Annotated in this window: 22 protein-coding genes and 2 other RNA genes; 8 read left to right on the top strand and 16 right to left on the bottom strand. The window is 51.1% G+C overall.

Annotation, left to right across the window (positions count from 1 at the left end; genetic code table 11):
• Positions 1 to 432: 432 nt before the first annotated feature.
• Complete coding sequence (locus tag AYI96_RS17680) at positions 433 to 1,083, bottom strand: hypothetical protein (protein ID WP_144362083.1); 651 nt, start codon at positions 1,081 to 1,083, stop codon at positions 433 to 435.
• A 193-nt stretch (positions 1,084 to 1,276) separates the two neighbouring features.
• Here AYI96_RS17680 and ffs point away from each other — a divergent pair.
• Positions 1,277 to 1,374, top strand: an RNA gene (ffs, locus tag AYI96_RS17685) — signal recognition particle sRNA small type.
• An 861-nt stretch (positions 1,375 to 2,235) separates the two neighbouring features.
• Here the strand turns inward: ffs and rnpB are convergent.
• An RNA gene (gene rnpB / locus AYI96_RS17690) (RNase P RNA component class A) lies at positions 2,236 to 2,605 on the bottom strand.
• Positions 2,606 to 2,649: 44 nt separating this feature from the next.
• On the bottom strand, positions 2,650 to 3,492 hold the full coding sequence (gene rsmI / locus AYI96_RS17695) for a 16S rRNA (cytidine(1402)-2'-O)-methyltransferase (protein WP_101095886.1): 843 nt from the start codon (positions 3,490 to 3,492) through the stop codon (positions 2,650 to 2,652).
• 88 nt (positions 3,493 to 3,580) lie between these two features.
• Between rsmI and AYI96_RS17700 the strand changes: the two genes are divergently transcribed.
• The 4 genes from AYI96_RS17700 to AYI96_RS17715 all read left to right on the top strand — a co-directional run bounded on the left by AYI96_RS17700 (position 3,581) and on the right by AYI96_RS17715 (position 7,001).
• On the top strand, positions 3,581 to 5,410 hold the full coding sequence (locus AYI96_RS17700) for a penicillin-binding protein activator (RefSeq protein ID WP_039035998.1): 1,830 nt from the start codon (positions 3,581 to 3,583) through the stop codon (positions 5,408 to 5,410).
• An 8-nt stretch (positions 5,411 to 5,418) separates the two neighbouring features.
• Entirely contained in the window at positions 5,419 to 5,745 is a 327-nt protein-coding gene (locus AYI96_RS17705; RefSeq protein ID WP_039035997.1) for a YraN family protein, read from the top strand.
• A 96-nt stretch (positions 5,746 to 5,841) separates the two neighbouring features.
• On the top strand, positions 5,842 to 6,435 hold the full coding sequence (locus AYI96_RS17710) for a phosphoheptose isomerase (RefSeq protein WP_039035996.1): 594 nt from the start codon (positions 5,842 to 5,844) through the stop codon (positions 6,433 to 6,435).
• On the top strand, positions 6,432 to 7,001 hold the full coding sequence (locus AYI96_RS17715; protein WP_101057319.1) for a BON domain-containing protein: 570 nt from the start codon (positions 6,432 to 6,434) through the stop codon (positions 6,999 to 7,001). The genes AYI96_RS17710 and AYI96_RS17715 overlap by 4 nt, the downstream gene beginning before the upstream one ends.
• 35 nt (positions 7,002 to 7,036) lie before the next feature.
• Here the strand turns inward: AYI96_RS17715 and AYI96_RS17720 are convergent, their stop codons facing one another.
• The gene (locus AYI96_RS17720) at positions 7,037 to 7,912 is read right to left on the bottom strand and encodes a DMT family transporter (protein WP_144362084.1); all 876 of its coding nucleotides are present in this window, start codon (positions 7,910 to 7,912) and stop codon (positions 7,037 to 7,039) included.
• A 122-nt stretch (positions 7,913 to 8,034) separates the two neighbouring features.
• On the opposite strand from AYI96_RS17720, the gene AYI96_RS17725 reads away from it, so the two are divergent.
• Positions 8,035 to 8,925, top strand: coding sequence for a LysR substrate-binding domain-containing protein (locus AYI96_RS17725; RefSeq protein ID WP_144362085.1), 891 nt, complete (start codon positions 8,035 to 8,037; stop codon positions 8,923 to 8,925).
• A gap of 57 nt (positions 8,926 to 8,982) precedes the next feature.
• Here the strand turns inward: AYI96_RS17725 and trpS are convergent, their stop codons facing one another.
• Genes trpS through rpe form a run of 3 tightly spaced genes read right to left on the bottom strand, consistent with a single transcriptional unit; the run spans position 8,983 to position 11,354 of the window.
• Positions 8,983 to 9,987, bottom strand: a complete 1,005-nt coding sequence (gene trpS / locus AYI96_RS17730; protein ID WP_025011602.1) for a tryptophan--tRNA ligase — start codon at positions 9,985 to 9,987, stop codon at positions 8,983 to 8,985.
• Positions 9,988 to 9,995: 8 nt separating this feature from the next.
• Positions 9,996 to 10,682: a phosphoglycolate phosphatase gene (locus AYI96_RS17735; RefSeq protein ID WP_039035992.1), complete on the bottom strand. Its 687-nt coding sequence runs from the start codon at positions 10,680 to 10,682 to the stop codon at positions 9,996 to 9,998.
• A gap of 3 nt (positions 10,683 to 10,685) precedes the next feature.
• Entirely contained in the window at positions 10,686 to 11,354 is a 669-nt protein-coding gene (rpe, locus tag AYI96_RS17740; protein ID WP_039035991.1) for a ribulose-phosphate 3-epimerase, read from the bottom strand.
• Between the two features lie 192 nt (positions 11,355 to 11,546).
• On the opposite strand from rpe, the gene AYI96_RS17745 reads away from it, so the two are divergent.
• Entirely contained in the window at positions 11,547 to 11,897 is a 351-nt protein-coding gene (locus AYI96_RS17745) for a hypothetical protein (protein ID WP_039035990.1), read from the top strand.
• Positions 11,898 to 12,086 (top strand): DUF2970 domain-containing protein, encoded by a 189-nt coding sequence (locus tag AYI96_RS17750; protein ID WP_071475629.1) that lies wholly within the window; start codon positions 11,898 to 11,900, stop codon positions 12,084 to 12,086. It begins immediately after the preceding gene.
• A gap of 21 nt (positions 12,087 to 12,107) precedes the next feature.
• Here AYI96_RS17750 and AYI96_RS17755 read toward each other — a convergent pair whose 3' ends face one another.
• From AYI96_RS17755 to AYI96_RS17795, 9 genes are all read right to left on the bottom strand, one after another.
• Positions 12,108 to 12,947, bottom strand: coding sequence for a Dam family site-specific DNA-(adenine-N6)-methyltransferase (locus AYI96_RS17755; protein ID WP_039035988.1), 840 nt, complete (start codon positions 12,945 to 12,947; stop codon positions 12,108 to 12,110).
• A 48-nt stretch (positions 12,948 to 12,995) separates the two neighbouring features.
• Complete coding sequence (locus AYI96_RS17760) at positions 12,996 to 14,465, bottom strand: AAA family ATPase (protein ID WP_071475628.1); 1,470 nt, start codon at positions 14,463 to 14,465, stop codon at positions 12,996 to 12,998.
• Positions 14,466 to 14,481: 16 nt separating this feature from the next.
• Complete coding sequence (gene aroB / locus AYI96_RS17765; RefSeq protein WP_039035986.1) at positions 14,482 to 15,558, bottom strand: 3-dehydroquinate synthase; 1,077 nt, start codon at positions 15,556 to 15,558, stop codon at positions 14,482 to 14,484.
• Positions 15,559 to 15,566: 8 nt separating this feature from the next.
• The gene (aroK, locus tag AYI96_RS17770) at positions 15,567 to 16,082 is read right to left on the bottom strand and encodes a shikimate kinase AroK (RefSeq protein WP_025011596.1); all 516 of its coding nucleotides are present in this window, start codon (positions 16,080 to 16,082) and stop codon (positions 15,567 to 15,569) included.
• 331 nt (positions 16,083 to 16,413) lie between these two features.
• Positions 16,414 to 18,420 carry a type IV pilus secretin PilQ gene (locus AYI96_RS17775; protein WP_373297555.1) on the bottom strand — a complete coding sequence of 669 codons (2,007 nt, stop codon included), beginning with the start codon at positions 18,418 to 18,420 and terminating at the stop codon, positions 16,414 to 16,416.
• Between the two features lie 69 nt (positions 18,421 to 18,489).
• On the bottom strand, positions 18,490 to 19,008 hold the full coding sequence (locus AYI96_RS17780; RefSeq protein WP_039035984.1) for a pilus assembly protein PilP: 519 nt from the start codon (positions 19,006 to 19,008) through the stop codon (positions 18,490 to 18,492).
• Entirely contained in the window at positions 19,005 to 19,625 is a 621-nt protein-coding gene (locus AYI96_RS17785) for a type 4a pilus biogenesis protein PilO (RefSeq protein ID WP_039035983.1), read from the bottom strand. The genes AYI96_RS17780 and AYI96_RS17785 overlap by 4 nt, the downstream gene beginning before the upstream one ends.
• Complete coding sequence (locus AYI96_RS17790) at positions 19,622 to 20,209, bottom strand: PilN domain-containing protein (RefSeq protein ID WP_039035982.1); 588 nt, start codon at positions 20,207 to 20,209, stop codon at positions 19,622 to 19,624. The genes AYI96_RS17785 and AYI96_RS17790 overlap by 4 nt, the downstream gene beginning before the upstream one ends.
• Positions 20,197 to 21,276 carry a pilus assembly protein PilM gene (locus AYI96_RS17795; RefSeq protein ID WP_039035981.1) on the bottom strand — a complete coding sequence of 360 codons (1,080 nt, stop codon included), beginning with the start codon at positions 21,274 to 21,276 and terminating at the stop codon, positions 20,197 to 20,199. The genes AYI96_RS17790 and AYI96_RS17795 overlap by 13 nt, the downstream gene beginning before the upstream one ends.
• Positions 21,277 to 21,356: the final 80 nt, after the last annotated feature.

Below are 21,356 nucleotides of genomic sequence, written 5' to 3' on the forward strand. Positions count from 1 at the left end.
ACCTCAGCGGCAAACGCTGCCGTATACCAATGCGTTCACCTTGTTCACTTCGAGACTAAGTGCACGAGACTAAGTGCACACTCAAAATCTCCCCAAAATTGAAACGTAATATGGGGATTCCAGCATAACCGGTATCAAGAATTGGCCTCGGACTCATCAATACCAAGCGCTAGCTTGTTGATACCACCCAAGGCATACAATTCTCGGTGTCATAAAACTATGGTTTGTTGAGCCTATGAACTGTGTCTGTGGTTGGCCTGAGAGTGTCTTGGGGAAACGAAGGATAGAAAATAAATCGATAGGGGGTACGGGGGGAAACTGGCGCAAAGGCTATATCTAGAAAGGCCTCAGAAATTTTTGGCATTTTTTAGTAGCTCAGCAGGTGAAAAGACTATCAAACATCAGGCATACGTTTAGATTGTCAGTGGGCTTCTACAGGTGTTTTTTGAGTTCCCGAATTTTCGCTTGTTCTGCGGCAAGAGCATCGTCTAAAAGTTTAATGAAATGATCTCTGGCATGGTCCCATTTCCGTAAGTTGGTATTTAACGCTTGAATCCACTCGATGGTTCCGACTTGATAATCATCCCATAATGGACGAATGACAACAGCTCTAAAAAGATCATTAATAGCGTCTTGAAGGTCTGTAATTTTCTCTTCAAATTCGAGCTCACAGGTATCAATTAAGAACTTACGGTTGGCCACTGCGCTTACTTTTGCATCGTAATCATCTAATAGGCTTTCCCAGTTCGTATCTTTAGAAGGGAATAAGGTCTGACAATTAAGTGACACTACTTGATTTTGAGCACAAATGTCTTGTACATGCTCAACAAGCCTGTTTCTGCTTTCTCGCCGCTTCCTCTGTCTGTCCTGTAATCTATGCAACTCAATTTGTGCGGCTTGTTTCTTTGCAGAACGAGTGGCCTGAAAGTGCCCTAGAACATACGCAAGTAAGGTTACCCCAGCACCAAGCCAGTCTCTTGGGCCGAGTTCATTCATTTGCTGAAGGGTTGCATTTATGTTCCCCAGTTGACCCTCCAACTGGTTAACTAAATTCCAAAGTCGCAGCCCCAATTGTTCATCCATATTGTAACCACTCCAATAATCAAACAGGTTATTAGGATATTCTATAGTCTATCTTCCTGACTAATCTAGTCTTTTCATCGTTAGTGGAAATACTTTTAAGTCTTGACCTTCGCTTTTTTTAGGGATACAAATTGTGGGTCATTCAACAGATTAATCCACTTAGGTGTCTTCAAGCGTGTGAATGGATGCTTACCTCGCGTCCTCCCCGCAATGATAACTTGTGAACCCGGCCAGGCCCGGAAGGGAGCAACCGTAGCAAGTGACTCATGTGCCGGGGTGTGGCTCTGGGGGAACCTCCAATCCGTTCGATTAGAATTTCAAAGCACCTACTACTTCCAACAGATCCTTCACAGTGAACTGATGGGTATACCTCTTAGTAATGCCTGCATCATGCATCTCATGGCCGACAACACTCTATAGCAAGCCAAGCGAAACACCGCTTGCCAAGACTTTGGTTACAAACGTATGTCGCAGACTATGGAATACCTTACGCTCGCCATGCTTGTTTTCAGGAACTATACCCTGATCTACCAGAACCTGATGAAACACATACAGAATTAAGTACCGCTGCAACAGCGCCTTAATATCCTTCTTAGTTATCGAGAGGACATCACGATTACCCCAATAGAGCCGCATGAAATCAAACTTGCGTTGTTGGTCGGCAACAATCTTGGGATTTCTGAGCTTGTCTCCTGAATCCTTGAAGCGGCAGAAATCAGCCCATGCATCCTCAAGCAAATAGGCCGATTCAAATAGGGGTATCTCCTAATTGGAAGATTGTGCTTGTCTCAGGCGTGACTGATGACCAGATCTCAAACCTGCCTTCAGGGGAGTGGGCTGTTGAGCATATTGAAAGCTGGCGAGTTCTTTAAGCAATGCCTTCAGTTCTGGTTGAGGGGTTGTCATCTAGTTGATTTGGTTTATGACAGGAAATTTTGCGGCAACCGATGCCACAGCAACACTGTAGCAATCTGTCTTTTGGGAACGACGAATCTCACCGCAAGGATGATACGCACGAAATCTCAGGGGGATTTTATAGCGAAAAATGATAGGTAGTTTTGCGTAACTGGATGTACTGCATGATGTACCAAACTTTGTAGCAAAAATTGATAACAAAGCTAAAAACACCATACAGAACATCCACTTACAGAATAGGTGAGTTGGCCTATAAGCCGGGTCCTGTTCTCCCGAAGGAGCGGCAGTCATTCCTCTAGGCCTGCAATCGCTCACAGGCTCAAGCAATCTACCCGGTTCCAACGCGAGCCACGCATTAATTCCGAAGAATAGTGGAACCCTATTTGATCTTGCTCCGGGTGGAGTTTACCGTGCCGCGAACTGTTACCAGCCGCGCGGTGCGCTCTTACCGCACCCTTTCACCCTTACCGGCCCGAAGGCAGGCGGTCTACTCTCTGTTGCACTGGTCGTCGGCTCACGCCGCCCAGACGTTATCTGGCACCCTGCTCTATGGAGCCCGGACTTTCCTCCCCGTTCTTGCGAACGCAGCGACTGCCCGGCCAACTCGGCGCGGATTATAGCCCATAGCGGGCTTCACACCAAGGCATTTCCTTACCAGCCCAGCTCCAGCCCTTTTTTATAGAGAGCATTTTTCTTCAACCCATGGATCTGTGCCGCAATGGCGGCCGCCTTCTTCAGCGGTAATTCATCACAGAGTAGTTTGAGGGTATCCAGCGCCGCGGCGGGCGTTTCGTCGGCTTCTTCACTGACAAAACCGTGCAGCATAAGCACAATTTCACCGCGCTGCTGGTTGGCATCGGCTTCTACCTGCGCCAGCACTTCGGCCGTGGTACCGCAGAGGAAGGTTTCAAAGGTCTTGGTCAGTTCCCGCGCCATCACCATCTGCCTATCCGGCCCCAGAACCGCCACCAGCGACTTGAGGCTGGGCAAAATTCTGTGGGGTGACTCATAGAAAATCAGGGTGCGCGGGTCTTCTCTAAGCGCCAACAGTTTATCCTGACGCCCTTTGTCTTTGGCCGGTAAAAAGCCTTCAAACGAGAAGCGATCCGAGGGCAAGCCAGATGCCGACAGCGCGGCAATGGCGGCGCAAGGGCCGGGCAGCGGGATCACCGGATAACCGGCGGCGCGCACATGGGATACCAGGTGATAGCCGGGATCGGAAATCAGCGGCGTGCCGGCATCGCTGATCAGCGCTATGGCTTCACCTTCGCCGAGGCGTTCAACAATCCACTGCGCCCGGGCACGTTCATTGTGGTCATGCAGCGCTGTCGTGCGGGTATCTATGCCAAAGTGGCTCAGCAATTTACCGCTGTGGCGAGTGTCTTCACAGGCGATCAACGCCACCCGATTCAGTACTTCCAGAGCCCTGGGGCTCAAGTCCCCCAGGTTGCCTATGGGAGTGGGAACTATATACAGCGCGACCGACAGGTCCATAACTACCTCGGAGATGAAAGTGCCGAGACTTTCGTCAGGCACAATAGAAGGTTAAACTAGAGCCAGCATCTTACCAGAGTGAAGCCCTGTGTTAAAAAGCCTGAATAGAGTTAAATACATTTCTGCTGTGATTCTGCTTGCCAGCCTGTGGGGCTGTGGCAGCACGCCGTCGGCAGACAAAGAGCAGCTGGCCGTCGTTTCCCTGGTCAGTGCCCCGCAAGCCCCGGCCGAGTATTTGGCATTTGCCGCCAAGGCGCCCAGCAAGGAAAACCGCGAGCGTTATCTGTTGTTGGCCGCCAATGCTTACCTCAAGCAAGGGGATACAGATGCCGCTGCAGATATTCTGCGTTCAATGCAGGCCGGGCTGAGCCCGGTGGATGAAATCCAGGCCGAGCATCGTTTTCTCAGCGCTCGCCTGCAGGAGCTGACCGGCAAGAGTGCCGAAGCGCTGAATACCTTGAATTATCCCGGTAATTGGCAGCTACCCGATTGGCAGTGGGCCAGTTATCACCAGGCCCGTGCCCGGCTGTTTGCTGCCAACCAACAACCCGTGGAGCAAGTGCGTGAGTTGAGTCAGCTGAGTCAGTATCTGCCGGTAAAGGCAACCGGCGAGGTTAACGACCAGATCTGGCAATTGCTCAAGCCACTGCAGGAAGAAACCCTGCAGAGTTTTGCCGCTCAAGAGAGCGATGCCGTATTTACTGGTTGGCTACAGCTGGCTTATCTGGCCAAGCACTACGCGGTGGATCCCTCAAGCCTGATCCGCCAGCTGAGTGACTGGCAGAAACGTAATCCTTATCATCCCGCCGCGGTGCAGTTGCCTTCGGATCTGCAACTGGCGCTCAGCGCCAAGCCTTACAGACCGAGCAATATCGCCGTGCTGCTGCCACTTTCGGGCCCAAGAGCCGGGGTCGCCAACACAGTGCGTCAGGGCATACTGGCCAGTTATCTGAGTGAACCGGACAGCAATGTCAGCCTCAATTTCTTCGACACAGCCCAAGGTGCCGATAAGGCCTATCAGCAAGCGCTGCAGAGCGGCGCCGAATTTGTGATTGGCCCACTGCTGCAAAACGAAGTGGAACAAGTGATGGCGGCCCAGCAAGCTGCCGGGGCAAGTACGCCGCCACAACTGTTTCTCAACCAAATAGATAAGCTGCAACCGCAACAGAATAAGTACTACTTTGCCCTGTCGCCCACTCAGGAAGCCAGCGATGCCGCCAGACGCATGTATCAGGATGGTATACAGGTGCCACTGCTGCTTGCCAGCAATGATGCCGTAGGCCAACGTATGGCCCAGAGCTTTAAGCAAACCTGGATGGAACTGACCGACAGTGATGCCGAAGTCCACTTCTATGACAACGGCGACAAGATGCGCGAAACCGTGGAAAGCGCCCTCGGCGTAACGGACAGCAAGGCGCGGATCCAAGCCATTAAGGCACTGCTCGGCAGCAAGGTGAAGGCCGACTTCCGCTCCCGTACCGATATCGATGCCATCTATATGATCTCGGGGATTCAGGACTTACCGCTGCTGAAACCCTTTATCGATGTCAATTTCAGTGTCTTTGCCGAGCAGGTGCCGCTGTATACCAGCAGCCGCGCCCGTCAGGAAGACAATGCCAAGCAAACCGCGATTGAACTGAACAATATCACCATCAGTGATATTCCCTGGTTACTGCAGGCCAGTGAAGAAACCGAGGTGGTCAACAAGTTGTGGCCCACCTGGGGTAACGCCCAAAAACGCCTGTATGTGATGGGCTATGATGCCCTGCAACTGGTCAATCGTCTGGCCCAGATGCATGCCTTCCCCGGATATCAGTACAATGGCCGCAGCGGCCAGTTGACGGTGAGCCCGGATGGGGTGATTGATCGTCAGCTCAGCTGGGCCAAATACCAACGCGGCGTTTTACGGCCACTGTAAGCCGGCATATGGATCTGGGACAGGAAGGCGAGCGTCTGGCTCGCCAGTATCTGGAACAACAGGGCCTGACCTTTGTCGAACAGAATGTGCGCTACAGTTTCGGCGAACTGGACTTGGTGATGAAACAGGGCAGCCAATGGGTGTTTGTTGAGGTAAAATACCGCTCACCCAGCCGATTCGGTGGCGCTTTGCAGTCATTGAGCCAGGCCCAAATTGCCAGGCTTCGCAAGGCCGCCAGTCAGTATCTGCAGCAACACAGGATCAATGCTCCATGTCGCTTCGATCTACTGGCCATTGATGGCGGCAAGGTGAAATGGCTGCAAGACGCTTTTTAGTAAACGCTTAATCCAAAACAAATTTACACTTTTATGCCTGAAAAAAGCCACCGGCCTATGGCATGATAGCAACACTTGATAGTGAAGGACTTATCCATGTTAGAACGTATCAAAGACAGCTTCACCGAGTCGATTCAGACCAAGATTGACGCCGCAGAGGCGCTGCCTGAGTCCATCTCCAAGGCCGCAGAAATGATGGTGCAATGTCTGTTGGGTGGCAATAAGATCCTTGCCTGCGGTAACGGCGGCAGTGCCGGTGATGCCCAACACTTTTCCGCCGAGCTGCTGAACCGCTACGAAGTGGAGCGTCCACCGCTGCCGGCCATAGCTCTGACAACAGACACCTCAACCCTGACAGCCATCGCCAACGATTACAGCTATGACGAAGTGTTTTCCAAGCAGATCCTGGCACTGGGCCAACCCGGTGACATACTGCTGGCCATTTCCACCAGCGGCAATTCGGGCAACGTCATTAAAGCGATGGAAGCTGCACTGAGCCGGGATATGACCATAGTTGCGCTCACGGGTAAAGATGGCGGTGCCATGGCCGGATTGCTGAGCACCAATGATGTGGAGATCCGCGTCCCCTCCAACGTCACGGCGCGTATTCAGGAAGTACACCTGCTGGTTATCCACTGCCTGTGTGACAACATTGACCGTACCCTGTTCCCGCAGGACGAGCATCAATGAGACGTCTGCTGCCCCTGTGTCTACTGCTTACCAGTTTGACCGGCTGTGCCGGAGCCGTAATGGTGGGTGCAGTCGGCGGCGCCATGGTGGTCAACGATGAGCGCTCGCTCAAGACCCAGTTGGATGATACCAATGCCGATTTTAGTATCTCCAGCGTACTGGGAGCGGAAGAGGATCTGAAGAATCAAACCAATATCACCGGCGTCAGTATGAACGGCAATGTACTGATGATAGGTCAGGCGCCCAACTCCATGCTTAGAGACAAGGCGATTCGGCTGGTCAAAGAACTACAGTTGGGTGGCAAGATCCACAATCAGATCCGTATTGGTAACCCGACATCCTTTACCACCCGCAGCAACGACACCTGGATCACCACCAAGGTCAAGGGACGGATGCTCAACGACAAGAATCTGGATGTCACCAAGATCAAGGTGATCACTGAGAATGGTGAAGTCTTTCTGCTGGGTTTAGTCGAGCGAGAGCAAGCCGATCTGGCAGTGGAAATCGCCCGCAATACCGCAGGGGTACGTAAGGTGATCAAGGTGTTCGACTACGTCACCCCTTAACAGCCAAATCCCTCGTCTATGCAAACAAGAGCCGGTTATACCGGCTCTTGTGCTTTCAGTTCACGGGTTTTCATCAGCTTGGCGATGGCGGGCAGGCACAAGGTTGGCAGCACCACCAACGCAGCCCCAATCCAACTCAGGGTATCCAGCCACTCATCGAACAGCAGCCAACCCAGGAAGACAATAAAGATCAGTCCGCTGTATTCAGCCACGGCAATTTCACTGGCCTTGGCCCTGCGATAAGCCAGAACACAGAACCAGTGATACGCCAGCAGGAAAGCATTGGATAACAACGCCACCCCGAGCAGTTGCCAACTGAGCCCGGCCAGTTGCTGCGACAATGCCACCAGCAGAGTCAGCGGCAGACTCAGCAAGTTGTAACAGAGCAAAGTCAGACTGGCGGCTTCGGTACCGGGCAGCTTTCGCAAACTCATCTGGTTCAAGGAGAAGGTAAAGGCAGAAACCAACACGGCGATACCGGCAAGTTCCAGTTCACTAGGCTTTAGGATCAACAAGATACCGACAAATCCCAGTGCGGCAACTCCCCACTGCAGCGGCGTGATCTGTTCCTTCAGAAATACAGCGCCGAGCACCATGATCATCAGGGGCGCCGAATAGAATAGCGAGCTGACAGTCGCCAAGGGCAGCGCCATCAGGCCAATAATCAAAAAGAGCGCGCCAACAGCTCCTGTGTTGGCACGCCAAAGGTGGAGCTTAAAATGAGAGGTGCCCGGACGACCGGCCTTGATCCACAAAGGCAACAACATGAGTACCGCCGTTATCTGGCGCAGCAGCAGAAAGGTCGCCGCATTGGCATCATCCGGTAACCATTTGACCGACACATCATAAAATGCGCTAAAGAGATTTCCTACGGTCAATAAAATCAAACCGATAGCTACGGTTCTCTGCATCTTGGTTACCCTGAACGACTCTCAATCGGCGGCATCATATCCGGGTTAAAAACCAAATTGAAATGATGTTTTTTACGTATAAATGAATTAAATTCATACTAAATATCAAAACAGAGTCGCCAATGCGAAAACTTCCCCCCTTGAGAGCGCTGCAGGTGTTCGAAGCGGCAGCACGCCAGAGCCATTTTTCCCGCGCCGCCGAAGAGCTTTGTATCACCCAGAGCGCCGTATCCCATCAGGTCAGGATATTGGAGGAACACTTTGACGAGCCTCTGTTTCTGCGCCAGGGGCGCAGCCTTAAACTGTCACCCAAGGGGGAGATCCTCTATGGCGAATTGGAGCGAATCTTCAACGAACTCGCTGACCTTGGCCGTTTGTTCGGCGAGCCCAATCGTGAGCTGAAACTGGCGGTTTACAGCTCTTTTGCGGTCAAATGGTTGATCCCCAGACTCAGCGACTTTCGCCGCCGTCACCCCGAGGTACAGATAAGGTTGGAGATGGTGGCCCAAGATCCCGAGCTCAGCGACAGTGTAGCCGATCTCTTTATCAGCGGTGGTCTCAAACGACGGGGATACTGGCAGACTGTGCTACACAAGGAACGGCTTATTCCAGTTTGTAGCCCGCAATTACCCCCCAGAGCCGGACAAATAACGATTCAGAGTCTGCAGCAGTATCCACTGTTGACCGTGGATGAAGGGCCACTGGGACTGGACTGGAACCGCTGGGCCGAGGCCAACGGTGTCACTCTGACCCCCAATCACAGGCAGCATATTTTCAGCCATGTGTTAATGGCCATAGAAGCAGCTATTGCCGGTCAAGGCATAGCACTGGCGTCAGACTTTATGGTGGAGGATGATATTGCCAGCGGCCGTTTGATAGAAGCTGAACTGCCGGATGTGCACACAGGATTTGAATTCACTTTTTGCTGTAAAGAGCGGCGCCTCAGAGAACCGGCGATAGCAGCGTTTGCCGATTGGCTGATGTTGATGGCAAGCCAGCCACAACCACAGTAATTCGCACGCAGCCACAAAAAAGCCGACCTTGTAGGTCGGCTCTCAAGATTGGCGGAATTACACCAGCAAGCCTATCTTCTCATAGACTTTCTTCACTGTGACTTCGGCGCGGGCCTGGGCCTTTTCGGCGCCCTGCTTCATCACAGACTCCAGGAAGGCTCTGTCTTCGCGAAACTCACGGAAGCGTTGTTGCAGCGGCTCCAACATACCAACCACGGCTTCACCGGCAGCCACTTTCAAATGGCCATACATCTTGCCTTCAAACTCGGCTTCCAGTTCGGCTATGCTCTGGCCTGTCACCCCGGACATCAGGCTCAGCAGATTGGAAACCCCAGGCTTGTTATCTATGTCGAAGCGCACCACAGGTGGCTCATCACTGTCGGTCATCGCCTTTTTCAGCTTTTTCATCACCGCCTTGGGATCTTCCAGCAGGCCGATGACATTGTTGCGGTTGTCATCTGACTTGGACATCTTCTTGGTGGGATCCTGCAGCGACATCACCTTGGCACCCAGCTCAGGGATAAAAGGCTCTGGCACTGTGAAGGTGTCACCATAGGCGTTGTTGAAACGGGTGGCGATGTCCCGGGTCAACTCCAGATGCTGTTTCTGATCCTGACCGACAGGGATCTCATTGGCCTGGTACAGCAGGATATCGGCCGCCATCAGCACAGGATAACCAAACAACCCGACGTTGATATTGTTGGCGTGCTTTTGCGACTTATCCTTAAACTGAGTCATGCGGCTCAGCTCACCCATCTGGGTATAACAGTTCAGTACCCACCCCAGTTGAGTGTGCTGCGGCACCTGTGACTGAATGAATACTGTACTCTTCTTGGGATCAACACCACAAGCAAGGTACAGCGCCAATGTGTCCAGGCAAGCTTCACGCAAGGCATTGGGATCCTGACGCACAGTGATGGCATGCAGATCCACCACACAATAGAGGCAATCATGGCTGTCCTGCATGGCTACCCACTGACGCAGGGCACCCATGTAGTTACCTATGGTCAACTCGCCTGAGGGCTGGGCACCGCTCAATACTATGGGTTTGGGACTGCTCATGAATTTCATTACTCCGATTGCTGTGGCGGCAAATGCGCCAAAATTTGCTCAAAATGATCGCATACGGCATCTGGGCCGCAAAGCCCAATATCTTCACCGTAGTTGTAGCCATAGGTCAAGCCGATTGAGGCAATACCTGCAGCTTTCGCCGCCAGAACGTCGTTACGGGAATCACCCACCATCAACATCTGCTGAGGCTGCAACTGCCATTTCTCCAGCAGATGAGTCAGCGGCAAGGGATCCGGTTTCATCTTAGTGAGAGAATCGCCGCCGAGAATTTCACTGAAAAATAACTCAATACCAAAAGCCTGCAATAAAGGGATAGTAAAGCGATAAGGCTTGTTGGTAACCACCGCCAACTTAAAACCTCTCTGCTGCAGGGTTCTAAGCACAGACTCAACCCCGGGATACAGCTTGCTGTAACGCTCAAGGCAAGCTTCATAATGCTTCATAAATACCGGCATGGCATCGGCCATGACAGAGGCATCCGGTTCAGCCCCCAGGCTAAAGGTCAGCGCGCGGCGCATCAACATTTCTGTGCCGTTGCCAACCCAGCTGCGTACCTGATCTTCAGTGCAACTTCTAAGCCCCAGATCGGCAAGCGTCGCTTGGGTCGCGGCGGCCAAGTCCGGCACACTGTCAACCAGAGTGCCATCCAGATCAAAGGCGATCGCGCTGATACTGCTTGCGATCATAACTTACACTCCCGCCAGTTCACTGCGCATTTGGTCGATAACCGCCTTATAGTCAGGCTGGCTAAAGATGGCTGAACCGGCAACAAACATGTCGGCACCGGCGGCGGCAATTTCGGCTATATTGTCCACCTTAACGCCCCCGTCGACCTCCAGGCGGATATCGCGGCCACTCTCATCGATACGGCGGCGTACTTCGGCCAGTTTATCCAGTGTCGATGGAATAAATGACTGACCACCAAACCCAGGGTTAACCGACATCAACAAAATCACATCCAGCTTATCCATCACATAGTCCAGGTAGTGCAATGGCGTGGCAGGGTTGAATACCAAGCCGGCCTTACAGCCGTGGTCACGGATGAGTTGCACTGTGCGGTCCACATGCTCGCTGGCTTCCGGATGGAAAGTGATAATAGAAGCCCCCGCCTTGGCAAAATCAGGCACTATGCGGTCGACCGGCTTCACCATCAGGTGCACATCGATTTCGGCGGTAATACCATAGTCACGCAAAGCTTTGCAGACCATGGGGCCTATGGTCAGGTTAGGTACATAATGGTTGTCCATCACATCGAAGTGAACCACGTCGGCCCCCGCATCCAATACGGCTTTAACATCATCACCCAGGCGGGCGAAATCGGCAGACAGAATGGAAGGAGCAATAAGATATGGGCGCATAGCAATCTCACAGGATGTTTAAGAAGTCGCCTATTTTACCCGCCAAGGCGCTCGGGCTCTATAGCCTGGCGCCCATTTCTGCCGTTGAAAAGCATCATAAGTTGGAATAAGGTTGTTACTTGGTAAAAAGCTGTTCAATTTATCAACGGCTTTGTTATAATCGACCAACGCCACATTTGGGGATGGAACAGGATGAACCAGAAACCGCAGGTTTTCACACACAGCATCAAGTCAGCAGTCATACTCGCTGCCGCCGCTGGCGTGGTGGGAGCGACTGCTGTTGGCTTCCAAAGCCTGGGTTCTTCCGCGAACAATCTGGCCTGCAGCTACAGCCAGGAACACGACTACAATCCCAATCTGCCTTCCAGCCATCCCAATAATCGCTGTGCGACTCAGGAAGATGACTTGAGCTGGGGGGGCTGGTTCAGCGGCAAGAGTCGTTCGGGCCAGTTCCATTTTGTCGACTTACTGGAGTTACTGCACGGCCATCAACGCAAACCGGTTGACGATATCGCCCCGGCAAATTCCAACAACGGTTTTTAAATGTTTGGCCGCTACTGGCGTTACCTTTACAGTACGCTGGCGGCCTTCTTCGGCGTGCAGAGTGAGTCCAATCGTGCCAGGGACTTCAGCGCCAATTCCTCACCTCTCCCTTATATCATCACAGGCGTGTTGCTGGCAGCACTCTTGGTGGTTGGACTATTGCTGCTGGTAAATCAAGTACTCGCCTGATTACTTTGGCAAAGGTAACTTTCAGTCGTTCTCGTTGTGATAGGTTTCGTCGTACAAAGCCATCAGCTCATTCACCTTGGTTCTGCTGCTGCCCTTCTGGCTGATATTTCGCTGTACCTGAATCGTTTCCATTCTTGAACCATGGTACAGCTCACGGGTCAGCGGTATATCATGGTTGCTGATAAGCACTGGAATACCACGCTCAATAGCGGTATGACGAGAGTGCCTGGCCAGCAGCGCCTGGTCATCCAACGAAAAGCCGGCCCCAACATAAGTAGTAAAGCTGGCGGTGGTCGATAGGGGGGCGTATGGCGGATCGCAATAAATCACATCACCGCTTTGGGCCAGAGCAAACGCCTGCTCGTAGCCAATACAGCGAAACTCGGCATTTTGTGCCTTGGCGGCAAAGCCGCGTATTTCCTTCTCGGGAAAATACGGCTTCTTGTAGGAACCGAAGGGCACATTGAATGAGCCTTTACGGTTGTAACGACATAAGCCATTAAAACCAAAACGATTGAGATAGAGAAAATAGATAGCTCTATCGAAGGGGTCGCGACTACGGTTGAATTTATCTCGGATCAGATAGTATTGCTCTTTGTCGTTCATCTGCGGCACAAACAACTCGGCCGCCGCCCCTATGTATGCTTCCGGACGAGTCTGAATGATGGAGTAGAGATCGATTAGATCACGATTGATATCGCACAGCAGGTAGCTGGGGTAATCTGTGTTGAGGAACACAGAACCGGCACCGACAAAGGGTTCAACCAGGCGCTCGCCCTTGGGCAAGTGCTGAATCAGGGCATCAACCAGTTTAAATTTACCACCGGCCCACTTGAGAAAGGCTCTTTGTTTTTTCTTCATTAAAATTGATTGGTGCCCGGAAAAACGAAAGTGAGGATTGTACTCGGTTTAAGATGAAATTTCACTGTTACTTAGGCCAGCTTGTAAGCGATAGTGTTGCAGTGATTGCCAGGACTTAATCAAAGGTTGAGGCAGGTCCAAAGACAGTTGCAATACCTTACCGGCTTCGATGGCTTCTTGCTTGCTGGCATATTCCCCTACCAATACCACCCACCAATCCTTATGTTTGGCCACTCTGACATTTTTCACTTTTTTCAGCTTAATCATAAATGCTGTCAGTGAAGACTCGCGTTTCAGACTTACCAATTGCAAGGTGTAACCTTGTGTCGGTAGCACTCCGGCACTAGGCTCTTGTTCAAGCTCAGATTGAGCTTGAATTTCCTGCGCTTCATTATTCATAGAGGCAGCCTCTTTGACCTGCGGCTTTTGGGTAACAGGAGCGGTTTCCACATCCAGCGCCGCCTTGGCATCGCTGAGCAGTTCAGAACCAGTTTCCGACTCAGGGGTCGACTGACTATCCGCTTGGGGCGCGGTTTTCTGAGCTAATTTCGGGTCTTGCTGCGAGTCAATCGCTGGTGAAACAAGGCTCTGGCTTCGTGGTTGTTCAAGACGAACATATACAGGAGCCGAGCTGAGAACTTTCGAGGCCGGTTCCGATTCAATATCGAGCCAACGCTCGGCAAACTGGCTTAAGGGACTTGTCCTATGTTCCAGTACCAAGGCAGACTTGGTCAGCTCGGGCAGAGGCTCGGTCGAACGCAACAGATACCAGGAGAGCAATGCCAAACAACTCAGCACAGCAAGGCTCGACATCAGTAAGGTCTTCCACGGGAATACTCTTGGCCTCGGCGGCTCACCATTCAATGCCAGCTCCAACAATGCCAAAACCTCGGCCGGCGTGCCCTGCTGCCGCTCCAACTGCTTAACCACTATAGCCCGCGGCGTAAAGGTGTGTACTGCGCTGCGAGTCAACAAAGTTTGATACAGCCCCTCACGCTCGGCCAGAGAAAGCGGCTCAAGCTTAACCGGCAATACCTGCTGTTTCTGTGCTTTAGGCAATTGCAGCTGTAACTGCTCGGCAAATTCCGGAGAAACCGAACAGGTCAGCGTGATAGGTTCACCTCTGGCTTGCAGCTGAGTCAGCAACAAACACTCGGCCCAGAGCACCAGCGGCATGTTGTCGGCATCGTCGATCAGAATGTGGATAGGCTTGCGCATCTCACCGAGATAACGCAGCAGGGTGTCGGCCAGCGGCTGTTCGTCGTCAAACAGGGGGTCGGGCAGTAGTTGGATCAGCAACTTGCGCCTTATTTCGGCGGCATCCGCATGTTGAGGACAACTGACCAACGCCAGATTATGCTCATCGAGCACATTGGCCAAGGCGGTCAACAGCCGTGTCTTACCGGCTCCGACCTGCCCCTGCAACAAAACCAGCTGCTGACCGTAACAGGCCAGATGCTGCAGTCTTTGTAACAGTGCCTCTTGCGAGGGCAGGAGAAGTTCTTCGGTTGCCACCATTGTCACCCATCAAGGTTCAAGCGCGGCAGATCACCTGTTCGAGTAGGGATTCCGGCACTTGAGCAAAAATACCGGCCTGCCCCATATCAGTGGGCAAAACCAAGCGAATTTGCCCAGCCAAAACTTTTTTGTCACGCCGCATGTGTTTGATAAAGCTTTCAAAATCCATGGACTCTGGTGCAGTTATCGGTAAGTCGAATGCCTGTAGCAGCGCACTGATGCGACAGAGAATTGACTCGTCAATCAGTTCCATGGCTTTTGCAGTTTGTGCAGCAAGGACTGTGCCAGCGGCAACCGCTTCACCATGAAGCCAATTGCCATAGCCCATTTCGGCCTCGATGGCATGACCAAAGGTATGCCCCAGATTCAACAGGGCACGAACACCTTGCTCTGTCTCATCTTCGGCAACCACTTCGGCTTTTATCTCACAGCAGCGACGGATGGCATAAGCCAACGCCTCTGGCTGCTGCGACTTGAGTGACTCGACATTGTTCTCGAGCCACAGGAAAAAATCAGCATCCCAAATGATGCCGTATTTGATCACTTCAGCCATACCGGCAGCAAATTCACGCGCCGGCAGGGTCTTCAGACACAGGGTATCTATCAACACAAGTTGCGGTTGATAGAAAGCGCCTATCATGTTCTTGCCCAGCGGATGATTGACTGCCGTCTTGCCACCTACGGATGAGTCGACCTGAGACAAGAGCGTAGTGGGGATCTGGATAAAATCCACCCCCCGCTGATAACAGGCGGCAGCAAAGCCGACCATATCACCAATAACTCCACCGCCGAGTGCCACCAGCACCACATCACGACCGCAGTTATGCTCAAGCAAAGCCGTAAATACGCTATCGAGCTGTGCCAGTGTCTTGTATTGCTCACCGTCGGGTAAAATATGAGCAAAAACCTGAGCCGCAGGCAGCAGAAGGCGCTGCAAGGGTTGCAGATACAGGGGAGCTACTGTGTCATTGGAGACAATGAGGACCTTTTTACCCAAGATGCTCGCCGTCAGGCAATCGCTCTGGGCCAACAGACCCTGGCCAATGAAGATAGGATAACTACGTTCACCTAAATCAACCCGGATCTGTTGCATCTTGCGTCCTAGAAACCTAATTGTTCAATGATTTGATTGGCCACCACTTTGGCGCTTTGCTCGTCTGTCTTGACGATAACATCAGCGATTTCCTCATAGAGAGGATTACGCACGTCTGCCAGTGCTTCCAACACTTCACGAGGGTTATCGACCTGCAGCAAGGGGCGACGCTTGTCGCGCTGAGTGCGGGCCACTTGTTTATCAATAGTGGTTTCCAAATACACCACGATACCGCGGGCAGAGAGGAAGTTGCGGATATCTTTGCTTTGAACTGAGCCACCACCAGTAGCCAGAACTATGCCTTGTTTCTCGGTCAGATCGGAAATCACCTGAGCCTCGCGGCGACGGAAACCTTCTTCGCCTTCAACGTCAAATACCCAGGCAATGTCAGCGCCGGTGCGATTTTCAATCTCTTGATCTGAATCGTGGAATTCCAAGTGCAGCATTTGTGCCAGATGACGACCTATGGTGCTCTTGCCTGCGCCCATAGGGCCTACCAGAAAAATATTACGTTTTTCAGCCATTTCTTGTACGTCTGAATCTTATGAAAAGTTTGCCGAATGTCGACTTACTATCAAATCGACGGGATTTGTTACCTTGCTCTTATGAGACTTGACCGGGGATTATCTCAGCTTAAGGACATTCAAGGCAAGTAATGCCGACTATTAAAGCCAAATTTCCCCGCGCCCAAACATCAAAGCCAGCGACTGGCACTGGCTTTGGTTGAAGTTTTACAGGTTTGGAAAAAACTTAAGCAGACCCCCTCATGGCTTCAATCAGATGCCGTGAACGCCAATTGCGTTGCAAGCGACGCACTACAAAAGAGAACGCCACGAGGACTTTTTCGCACCTTCCCTAGATTTCCTCAGTCACTATCTTGGGCGTTACGAAGATCAGCAGCTCCTGGCGCTCATTCTTGTCCGAAGTATTGCGGAACAGGAAGCCAACCAGGGGAATATCCCCCAAAACAGGCACCTTGCTGACCCGACTGATCAAGTTCTGCTGATAGATCCCCCCCAGCACTATGGTTTCACCATTGTCCACCAGCACTTGGGTACCTATGCGCTGGGTATCGATGGAAACAGCTTCTCCCAGCGGCGTCTGTACTATCTTACCTTGAGAATCCTGAGTGATTTCCAAATCCAGTATCACACGGTTATCCGGGGTAATTTGTGGTGTTACCCGCAGTGACAATACCGCTTTCTTGAACTGTACTGTAGCCGCGCCACTGGAAGCCGATTCCACATAAGGGATCTCGACACCCTGCTCAATATAAGCGGCTTTCTGATTTGAGGTGGTAATTCTGGGGCTGGCGATAATTTCACCCTTGTTTTCCTGCTCCAGCGCACTCAATTCCAAATCCAAGACAGTACCATCGGCCAGTTTGGCAACATGGAAAGCTATGCTGGCAGCATTGCTAGGAGCCGCCGGCAGGTTCACATTGAGACGGTCGCCTATGGATGGAATGGTGCCGTTGGTGATGTCCTGAGCGCCTTCCAGACTACCCGAGGTGCCTTTATTGCCCTGTTGATCTGTGATCCCCCAACGGATACCCAAATCCTCAGCAACATCATCCTTAACCGTAACCATTCGGCTTTCAATCAACACCTGACGAATAGGCACGTCCAGCACTTCTATCAGCTTGTGCACGTTTTCCAGAATATCAGCCGTGTCTTTAACCAGCAGAGTATTGGTTCTTTCGTCCACGGCAACTGTGCCGCGTTTGGACAATAGGCTTGATCCTTCTCCCCTTAACAAGCTGGCAATCTCGGTGGCCTTGGCATAGTTCACCTGCAAATATTCCGAGTAAAGTGGCGCCAACTCTTCAGAGACTTTTTTCTTGTTCTTGAGCTGGTTTTCTTCACGTATGGCAAGCTCCTCAGCCGGCGCAACCATCAGAATATTACCTTCGATTCGCTTATCCAACCCCTTGGTCTGCAGGATAAGATCCAGCGCCTGATCCCAAGGTACGTCATCCAATCTCAGGGTGATACTACCTTCGACTGTATCACTGGTCACCAGGTTGAAGTCGTTGTAATCGGCAATGATCTGCAGCACGGTTCTGACTGAAATATTCTGGAAGTTGAGTGATAGGGTCTTGCCCGAGTATTTCTTCTCCGTCTCCATCTGAACTGCACGCTCAACCTCGGTCATCGCCAAGGTGAACATATTACCGTCTTGTTTGTAGTTGTATTCGTAGTCGCCCTTGATATCGATCAGAATTCGACTGGTCAGCTCTTCTTTGAAGGTCTCAAAGCTCTTCACCGGGGTGGCAAAGTCTTGCACATCCATAACATAAAGCATGTCAGATGGAATATCTGTGTTGTACAACTTCAGCTCCAGCCTGGAACCGACCTGCTCAACATTGGCGGCAACCGATGAATTACGCAGCTCAACCAGCAATTCACCACCCTTATCCCCCAAGCGGCGGAAGTCGATATTTTTTATGCTATTAACAAACGGGCTGCTGGCCTTGCTCTGGGGATCCATGACTTCATCATTGACAGTCAAACGATAGACGTTCCCCACGGCCTTACCTTGATAAGGTTTCACTTTTTTCAGTGCCAAAACCAGTTGCAACTTATCGCCATCCTGCATGCTGGACAGCTGCTCGACCCCGGCAGTGTTAATAGGGATCTGTGCTTTTTCCAGCGCAGAAATACTGTCGCTAAAGTTCAATTGGATACTGGCGGGATCGGCATTCAAATTGATTTCCGGCTCAGATATCGGCTTGTCAAACACCAACTCCAATTCCAGTTGGTGATCCACAATGGCATGGTACTTAACATCTACCAGCTTGTTGGCAGCATCAGCATAGGGACTTAGCCCCAGGATGAGCAAGCTGCCCAGGATATACTGCATCCATTTGGCTGCATTTTTTGGGGTGATATTCGCGGCAGAAGATTCCATTATTCCCTCATCCTTCGCTTGTTATTCTCCGGTCAATTCCAGGCTGCTGTTGCGCTCTGTCCAGCAGCCGGAACCGTCCGGTACTAATTCAATGATATCGATATACTGTGCTGATACTTTGGCTATCCGGCCATGATAAAGTCCCAAATACTCACCGACGCCCATGCGATAGACATTGCCATCAGTCGTCTCCACCAAGGCCCAAACCACCTTGTCTTCGCTCAGGGTGCCGCGCATCTTGAGATTATCCAGGGCATAGGTTTCTAGACGGCCCTTGCGACGCTTGAGATCCGGTTGCAGGCAGTCTTTGGTGGTGTCTATCACCTCTTCCGTCAGTTCTCGGGAAGGTGGTACAAAGGGGCTACGCATCATATCGGCCTGATAATCAAAGTGCTCAAACTGAGGCGGCTCTTTCAGCGGCGGGATTGGAGCAACCGGCTGGGCCTTGGTGCTGGTAACAAAGTCCTCAAGATCCGCTCTGTCACCAATACAACCACTCAGCAATAGCACCGCAGCGGTCAGGGTAATGAGTCGTTTCATTTACCTTTCCCCTTAGCCTTCTCCGGCGGTAATTCCGTTCCTTCTTTAAATCTGTAGGTCTTGGCAAGGATCTCCATCGCCAAGATGCCTGATGGGTCACGCTTAATCACAAAATCATGCAGACTGACAATCCGTGGCAACTTGGCAACCCCGCCGACCATGTGACCCAGTTGGTGATAATCGCCGGTCACGGCCATACGTATCGGAAATTCAATGTAGAAGTCCCGCTGGATCTCTGCGTCCCAATCCAGACTCTGAATCTTCAACCCGGCATCTGTAGCCACATAGGTCAAGTCATCAAGCAAACCCGGCATTTCGTTTTCAGATGGCAGCATCTTCAGCAATTCGGCAAATTGCGCTTCCATCTGCACCAACTGCTCTCGATATAATTTCAGGTTAGCGGCCAAAAGATACTTTTGCTTGAAATCATCACGCAGTTGTTGCTCTTTAACTTGCTCGGACTGATAGATATCTATGGCATCTGAAACAAACAAATAATAGCCACCAACGAACACCAGAATTGCCAGCAAGCCGGCAAACACAGCCTTGACCTGAGTCGGCCAAGCGCCGATATTCTCCATGTCCAGGTCATTGAACTGGCTCAAATCGAAACTCATTTGCCCGCTCCTTTCGCCATCTGTGCCGTCCCCTCAAGCCGATTTGCTCCCTTGATACTGACCTTGAGACTGAAGCGTTGCAGCTCTCTGAGTTCTTCCTGCTGAGAAACTATCGACTGCATACTCGGGTCCTGAAGCCACTCTGATGCTTTAATTTTTCGCATCATGTTGGCGACATTGTTATTGGACTCACTACGCCCCTCGATCCAGATGAGGCTGCCTTTCTTTTCTATGCTGGAAAGATAGATGCCTGGCGGAATAACCCGTACCAGCTCATCCAATACATGGGTAGGCAAATTACGCGCCTGTTGCAGATTAAGAATAATCTCGGTGCGACGTTCAATATCCTTTTTGCGCTGTTTGATCTTGGTAATCTCAGCTATCTGCTTGTCTAACAAGCTAATTTCTGATTGAAGATAAGCATTTCGCTGCCGCTGATCTTCTGTCATCAAACCGATAAAGTTCAGTGCCATGTAAACCAACAACGCGGCGCCAATAAAAACAGCAGCCAAAATCCCTATATAGTCACGTTTCTGTTTTTCCCTGGCTTCTTCGCGCCATGGTAATAAATTTATGTTCGCCATTGACCATAACTCCTCAGCGCCAGGCCGCAGGCCACCATGTATTTACTGATATGGGGTTGCAGGGCATTTTTTACTGAATCGTCTGCATGCAAACTTCCCTGAAAGGGGTCGGCAATTATTGTATGAACACCTAATTCATTGGTCAGAAGATTAGCCATACCTTCTAATTTGGAAGTACCGCCACAAAGCACCAAATGATCGACTTTATCTTTACCACTGGAAGTGCAATATATTTGCAGCGTGCGTTTTATTTGTTGCAATAATTGCGTTTGGAATGGCGATAACACCTCAAACATATAATTGCGAGGTAGATCACCTTCTATCTTGGCCTTTTCCGCCTGCTCATAAGACATGCCGTAAAAAGACAATATAGATTGAGTGAAGAGTTCACCACCAAACGCCTGTTCGCGGATAAAGGCCGTTTCCCCTTTTTCCACTACCGCGAAGGTAGTCATATTGGCACCAATATCAACTAAAGCGACCACCTGTTCAGCAGCGCCGTCCGGCAGCTGTCCCAAGACCAATTCAAGGGAACGGCCTAAAGCATAACCTTCTACATCAACGACTTTGGGCTCAAGGTCAACACTGTCCAGCGCATCGATTCTGGCATCGATATTTTCGGTTCGGCAAGCACTGAGCAAAACATCAACTTTACTGGGATCTGTCTTGTTAACGCTCAGTGTTTCAAAATCAATACTGACTTCATCAAGTGAATAGGGAATAAGGTTATCCGCTTCAATCTCAATCTGTGCCTCCATTTCCACCTCACTCAGAGAGGCATCCATGTAGATGACTTTAGTCATTACGGCTGATCCGGATACAGCGACAGAAGCAAATTTAGTTGCTTTGGGCAATTGCCTCTTGAGCTGTTTCATTGCTTCAATAACGGCTTCAGGATCACGAATATCATGATCATTGATGGCTCCTTTTTTAACAGGAGCTGCGGCGTAAGCCTGGATTTTATAACCATCGCCTGTCTTGCCCAGCAGGATTGCCTTGACCTCGTGAGAACCGATGTCAATACCCACCATTTGCGGAGCCTGACGCTTCCATAGATTCGAAAGCATAGTCCTTTGTCACTTTGTTATTGTTAGGTTTTAGAGTAGCACATTTTCAAATTGTTACGCCTCTTTGTATAAAATGTTTG

The organism is Shewanella sp. MSW (assembly GCF_007636515.1).
GTDB lineage: Bacteria > Pseudomonadota > Gammaproteobacteria > Enterobacterales > Shewanellaceae > Shewanella > Shewanella indica.

Coding starts and splice junctions, on each gene's coding strand:
- AYI96_RS17680 (WP_144362083.1), bottom strand. CDS start 1,083: ATGGATGAACAATTGGGGCTGCGACTTTGGAATTTAGTTAACCAGTTG.
- rsmI (WP_101095886.1), bottom strand. CDS start 3,492: ATGGACCTGTCGGTCGCGCTGTATATAGTTCCCACTCCCATAGGCAAC.
- AYI96_RS17705 (WP_039035997.1), top strand. CDS start 5,419: ATGGATCTGGGACAGGAAGGCGAGCGTCTGGCTCGCCAGTATCTGGAA.
- AYI96_RS17710 (WP_039035996.1), top strand. CDS start 5,842: ATGTTAGAACGTATCAAAGACAGCTTCACCGAGTCGATTCAGACCAAG.
- AYI96_RS17715 (WP_101057319.1), top strand. CDS start 6,432: ATGAGACGTCTGCTGCCCCTGTGTCTACTGCTTACCAGTTTGACCGGC.
- AYI96_RS17720 (WP_144362084.1), bottom strand. CDS start 7,912: ATGCAGAGAACCGTAGCTATCGGTTTGATTTTATTGACCGTAGGAAAT.
- AYI96_RS17725 (WP_144362085.1), top strand. CDS start 8,035: ATGCGAAAACTTCCCCCCTTGAGAGCGCTGCAGGTGTTCGAAGCGGCA.
- trpS (WP_025011602.1), bottom strand. CDS start 9,987: ATGAGCAGTCCCAAACCCATAGTATTGAGCGGTGCCCAGCCCTCAGGC.
- AYI96_RS17735 (WP_039035992.1), bottom strand. CDS start 10,682: ATGATCGCAAGCAGTATCAGCGCGATCGCCTTTGATCTGGATGGCACT.
- rpe (WP_039035991.1), bottom strand. CDS start 11,354: ATGCGCCCATATCTTATTGCTCCTTCCATTCTGTCTGCCGATTTCGCC.
- AYI96_RS17745 (WP_039035990.1), top strand. CDS start 11,547: ATGAACCAGAAACCGCAGGTTTTCACACACAGCATCAAGTCAGCAGTC.
- AYI96_RS17750 (WP_071475629.1), top strand. CDS start 11,898: ATGTTTGGCCGCTACTGGCGTTACCTTTACAGTACGCTGGCGGCCTTC.
- AYI96_RS17755 (WP_039035988.1), bottom strand. CDS start 12,947: ATGAAGAAAAAACAAAGAGCCTTTCTCAAGTGGGCCGGTGGTAAATTT.
- AYI96_RS17760 (WP_071475628.1), bottom strand. CDS start 14,465: ATGGTGGCAACCGAAGAACTTCTCCTGCCCTCGCAAGAGGCACTGTTA.
- aroB (WP_039035986.1), bottom strand. CDS start 15,558: ATGCAACAGATCCGGGTTGATTTAGGTGAACGTAGTTATCCTATCTTC.
- aroK (WP_025011596.1), bottom strand. CDS start 16,082: ATGGCTGAAAAACGTAATATTTTTCTGGTAGGCCCTATGGGCGCAGGC.
- AYI96_RS17775 (WP_373297555.1), bottom strand. CDS start 18,420: ATGCAGTATATCCTGGGCAGCTTGCTCATCCTGGGGCTAAGTCCCTAT.
- AYI96_RS17780 (WP_039035984.1), bottom strand. CDS start 19,008: ATGAAACGACTCATTACCCTGACCGCTGCGGTGCTATTGCTGAGTGGT.
- AYI96_RS17785 (WP_039035983.1), bottom strand. CDS start 19,625: ATGAGTTTCGATTTGAGCCAGTTCAATGACCTGGACATGGAGAATATC.
- AYI96_RS17790 (WP_039035982.1), bottom strand. CDS start 20,209: ATGGCGAACATAAATTTATTACCATGGCGCGAAGAAGCCAGGGAAAAA.
- AYI96_RS17795 (WP_039035981.1), bottom strand. CDS start 21,276: ATGCTTTCGAATCTATGGAAGCGTCAGGCTCCGCAAATGGTGGGTATT.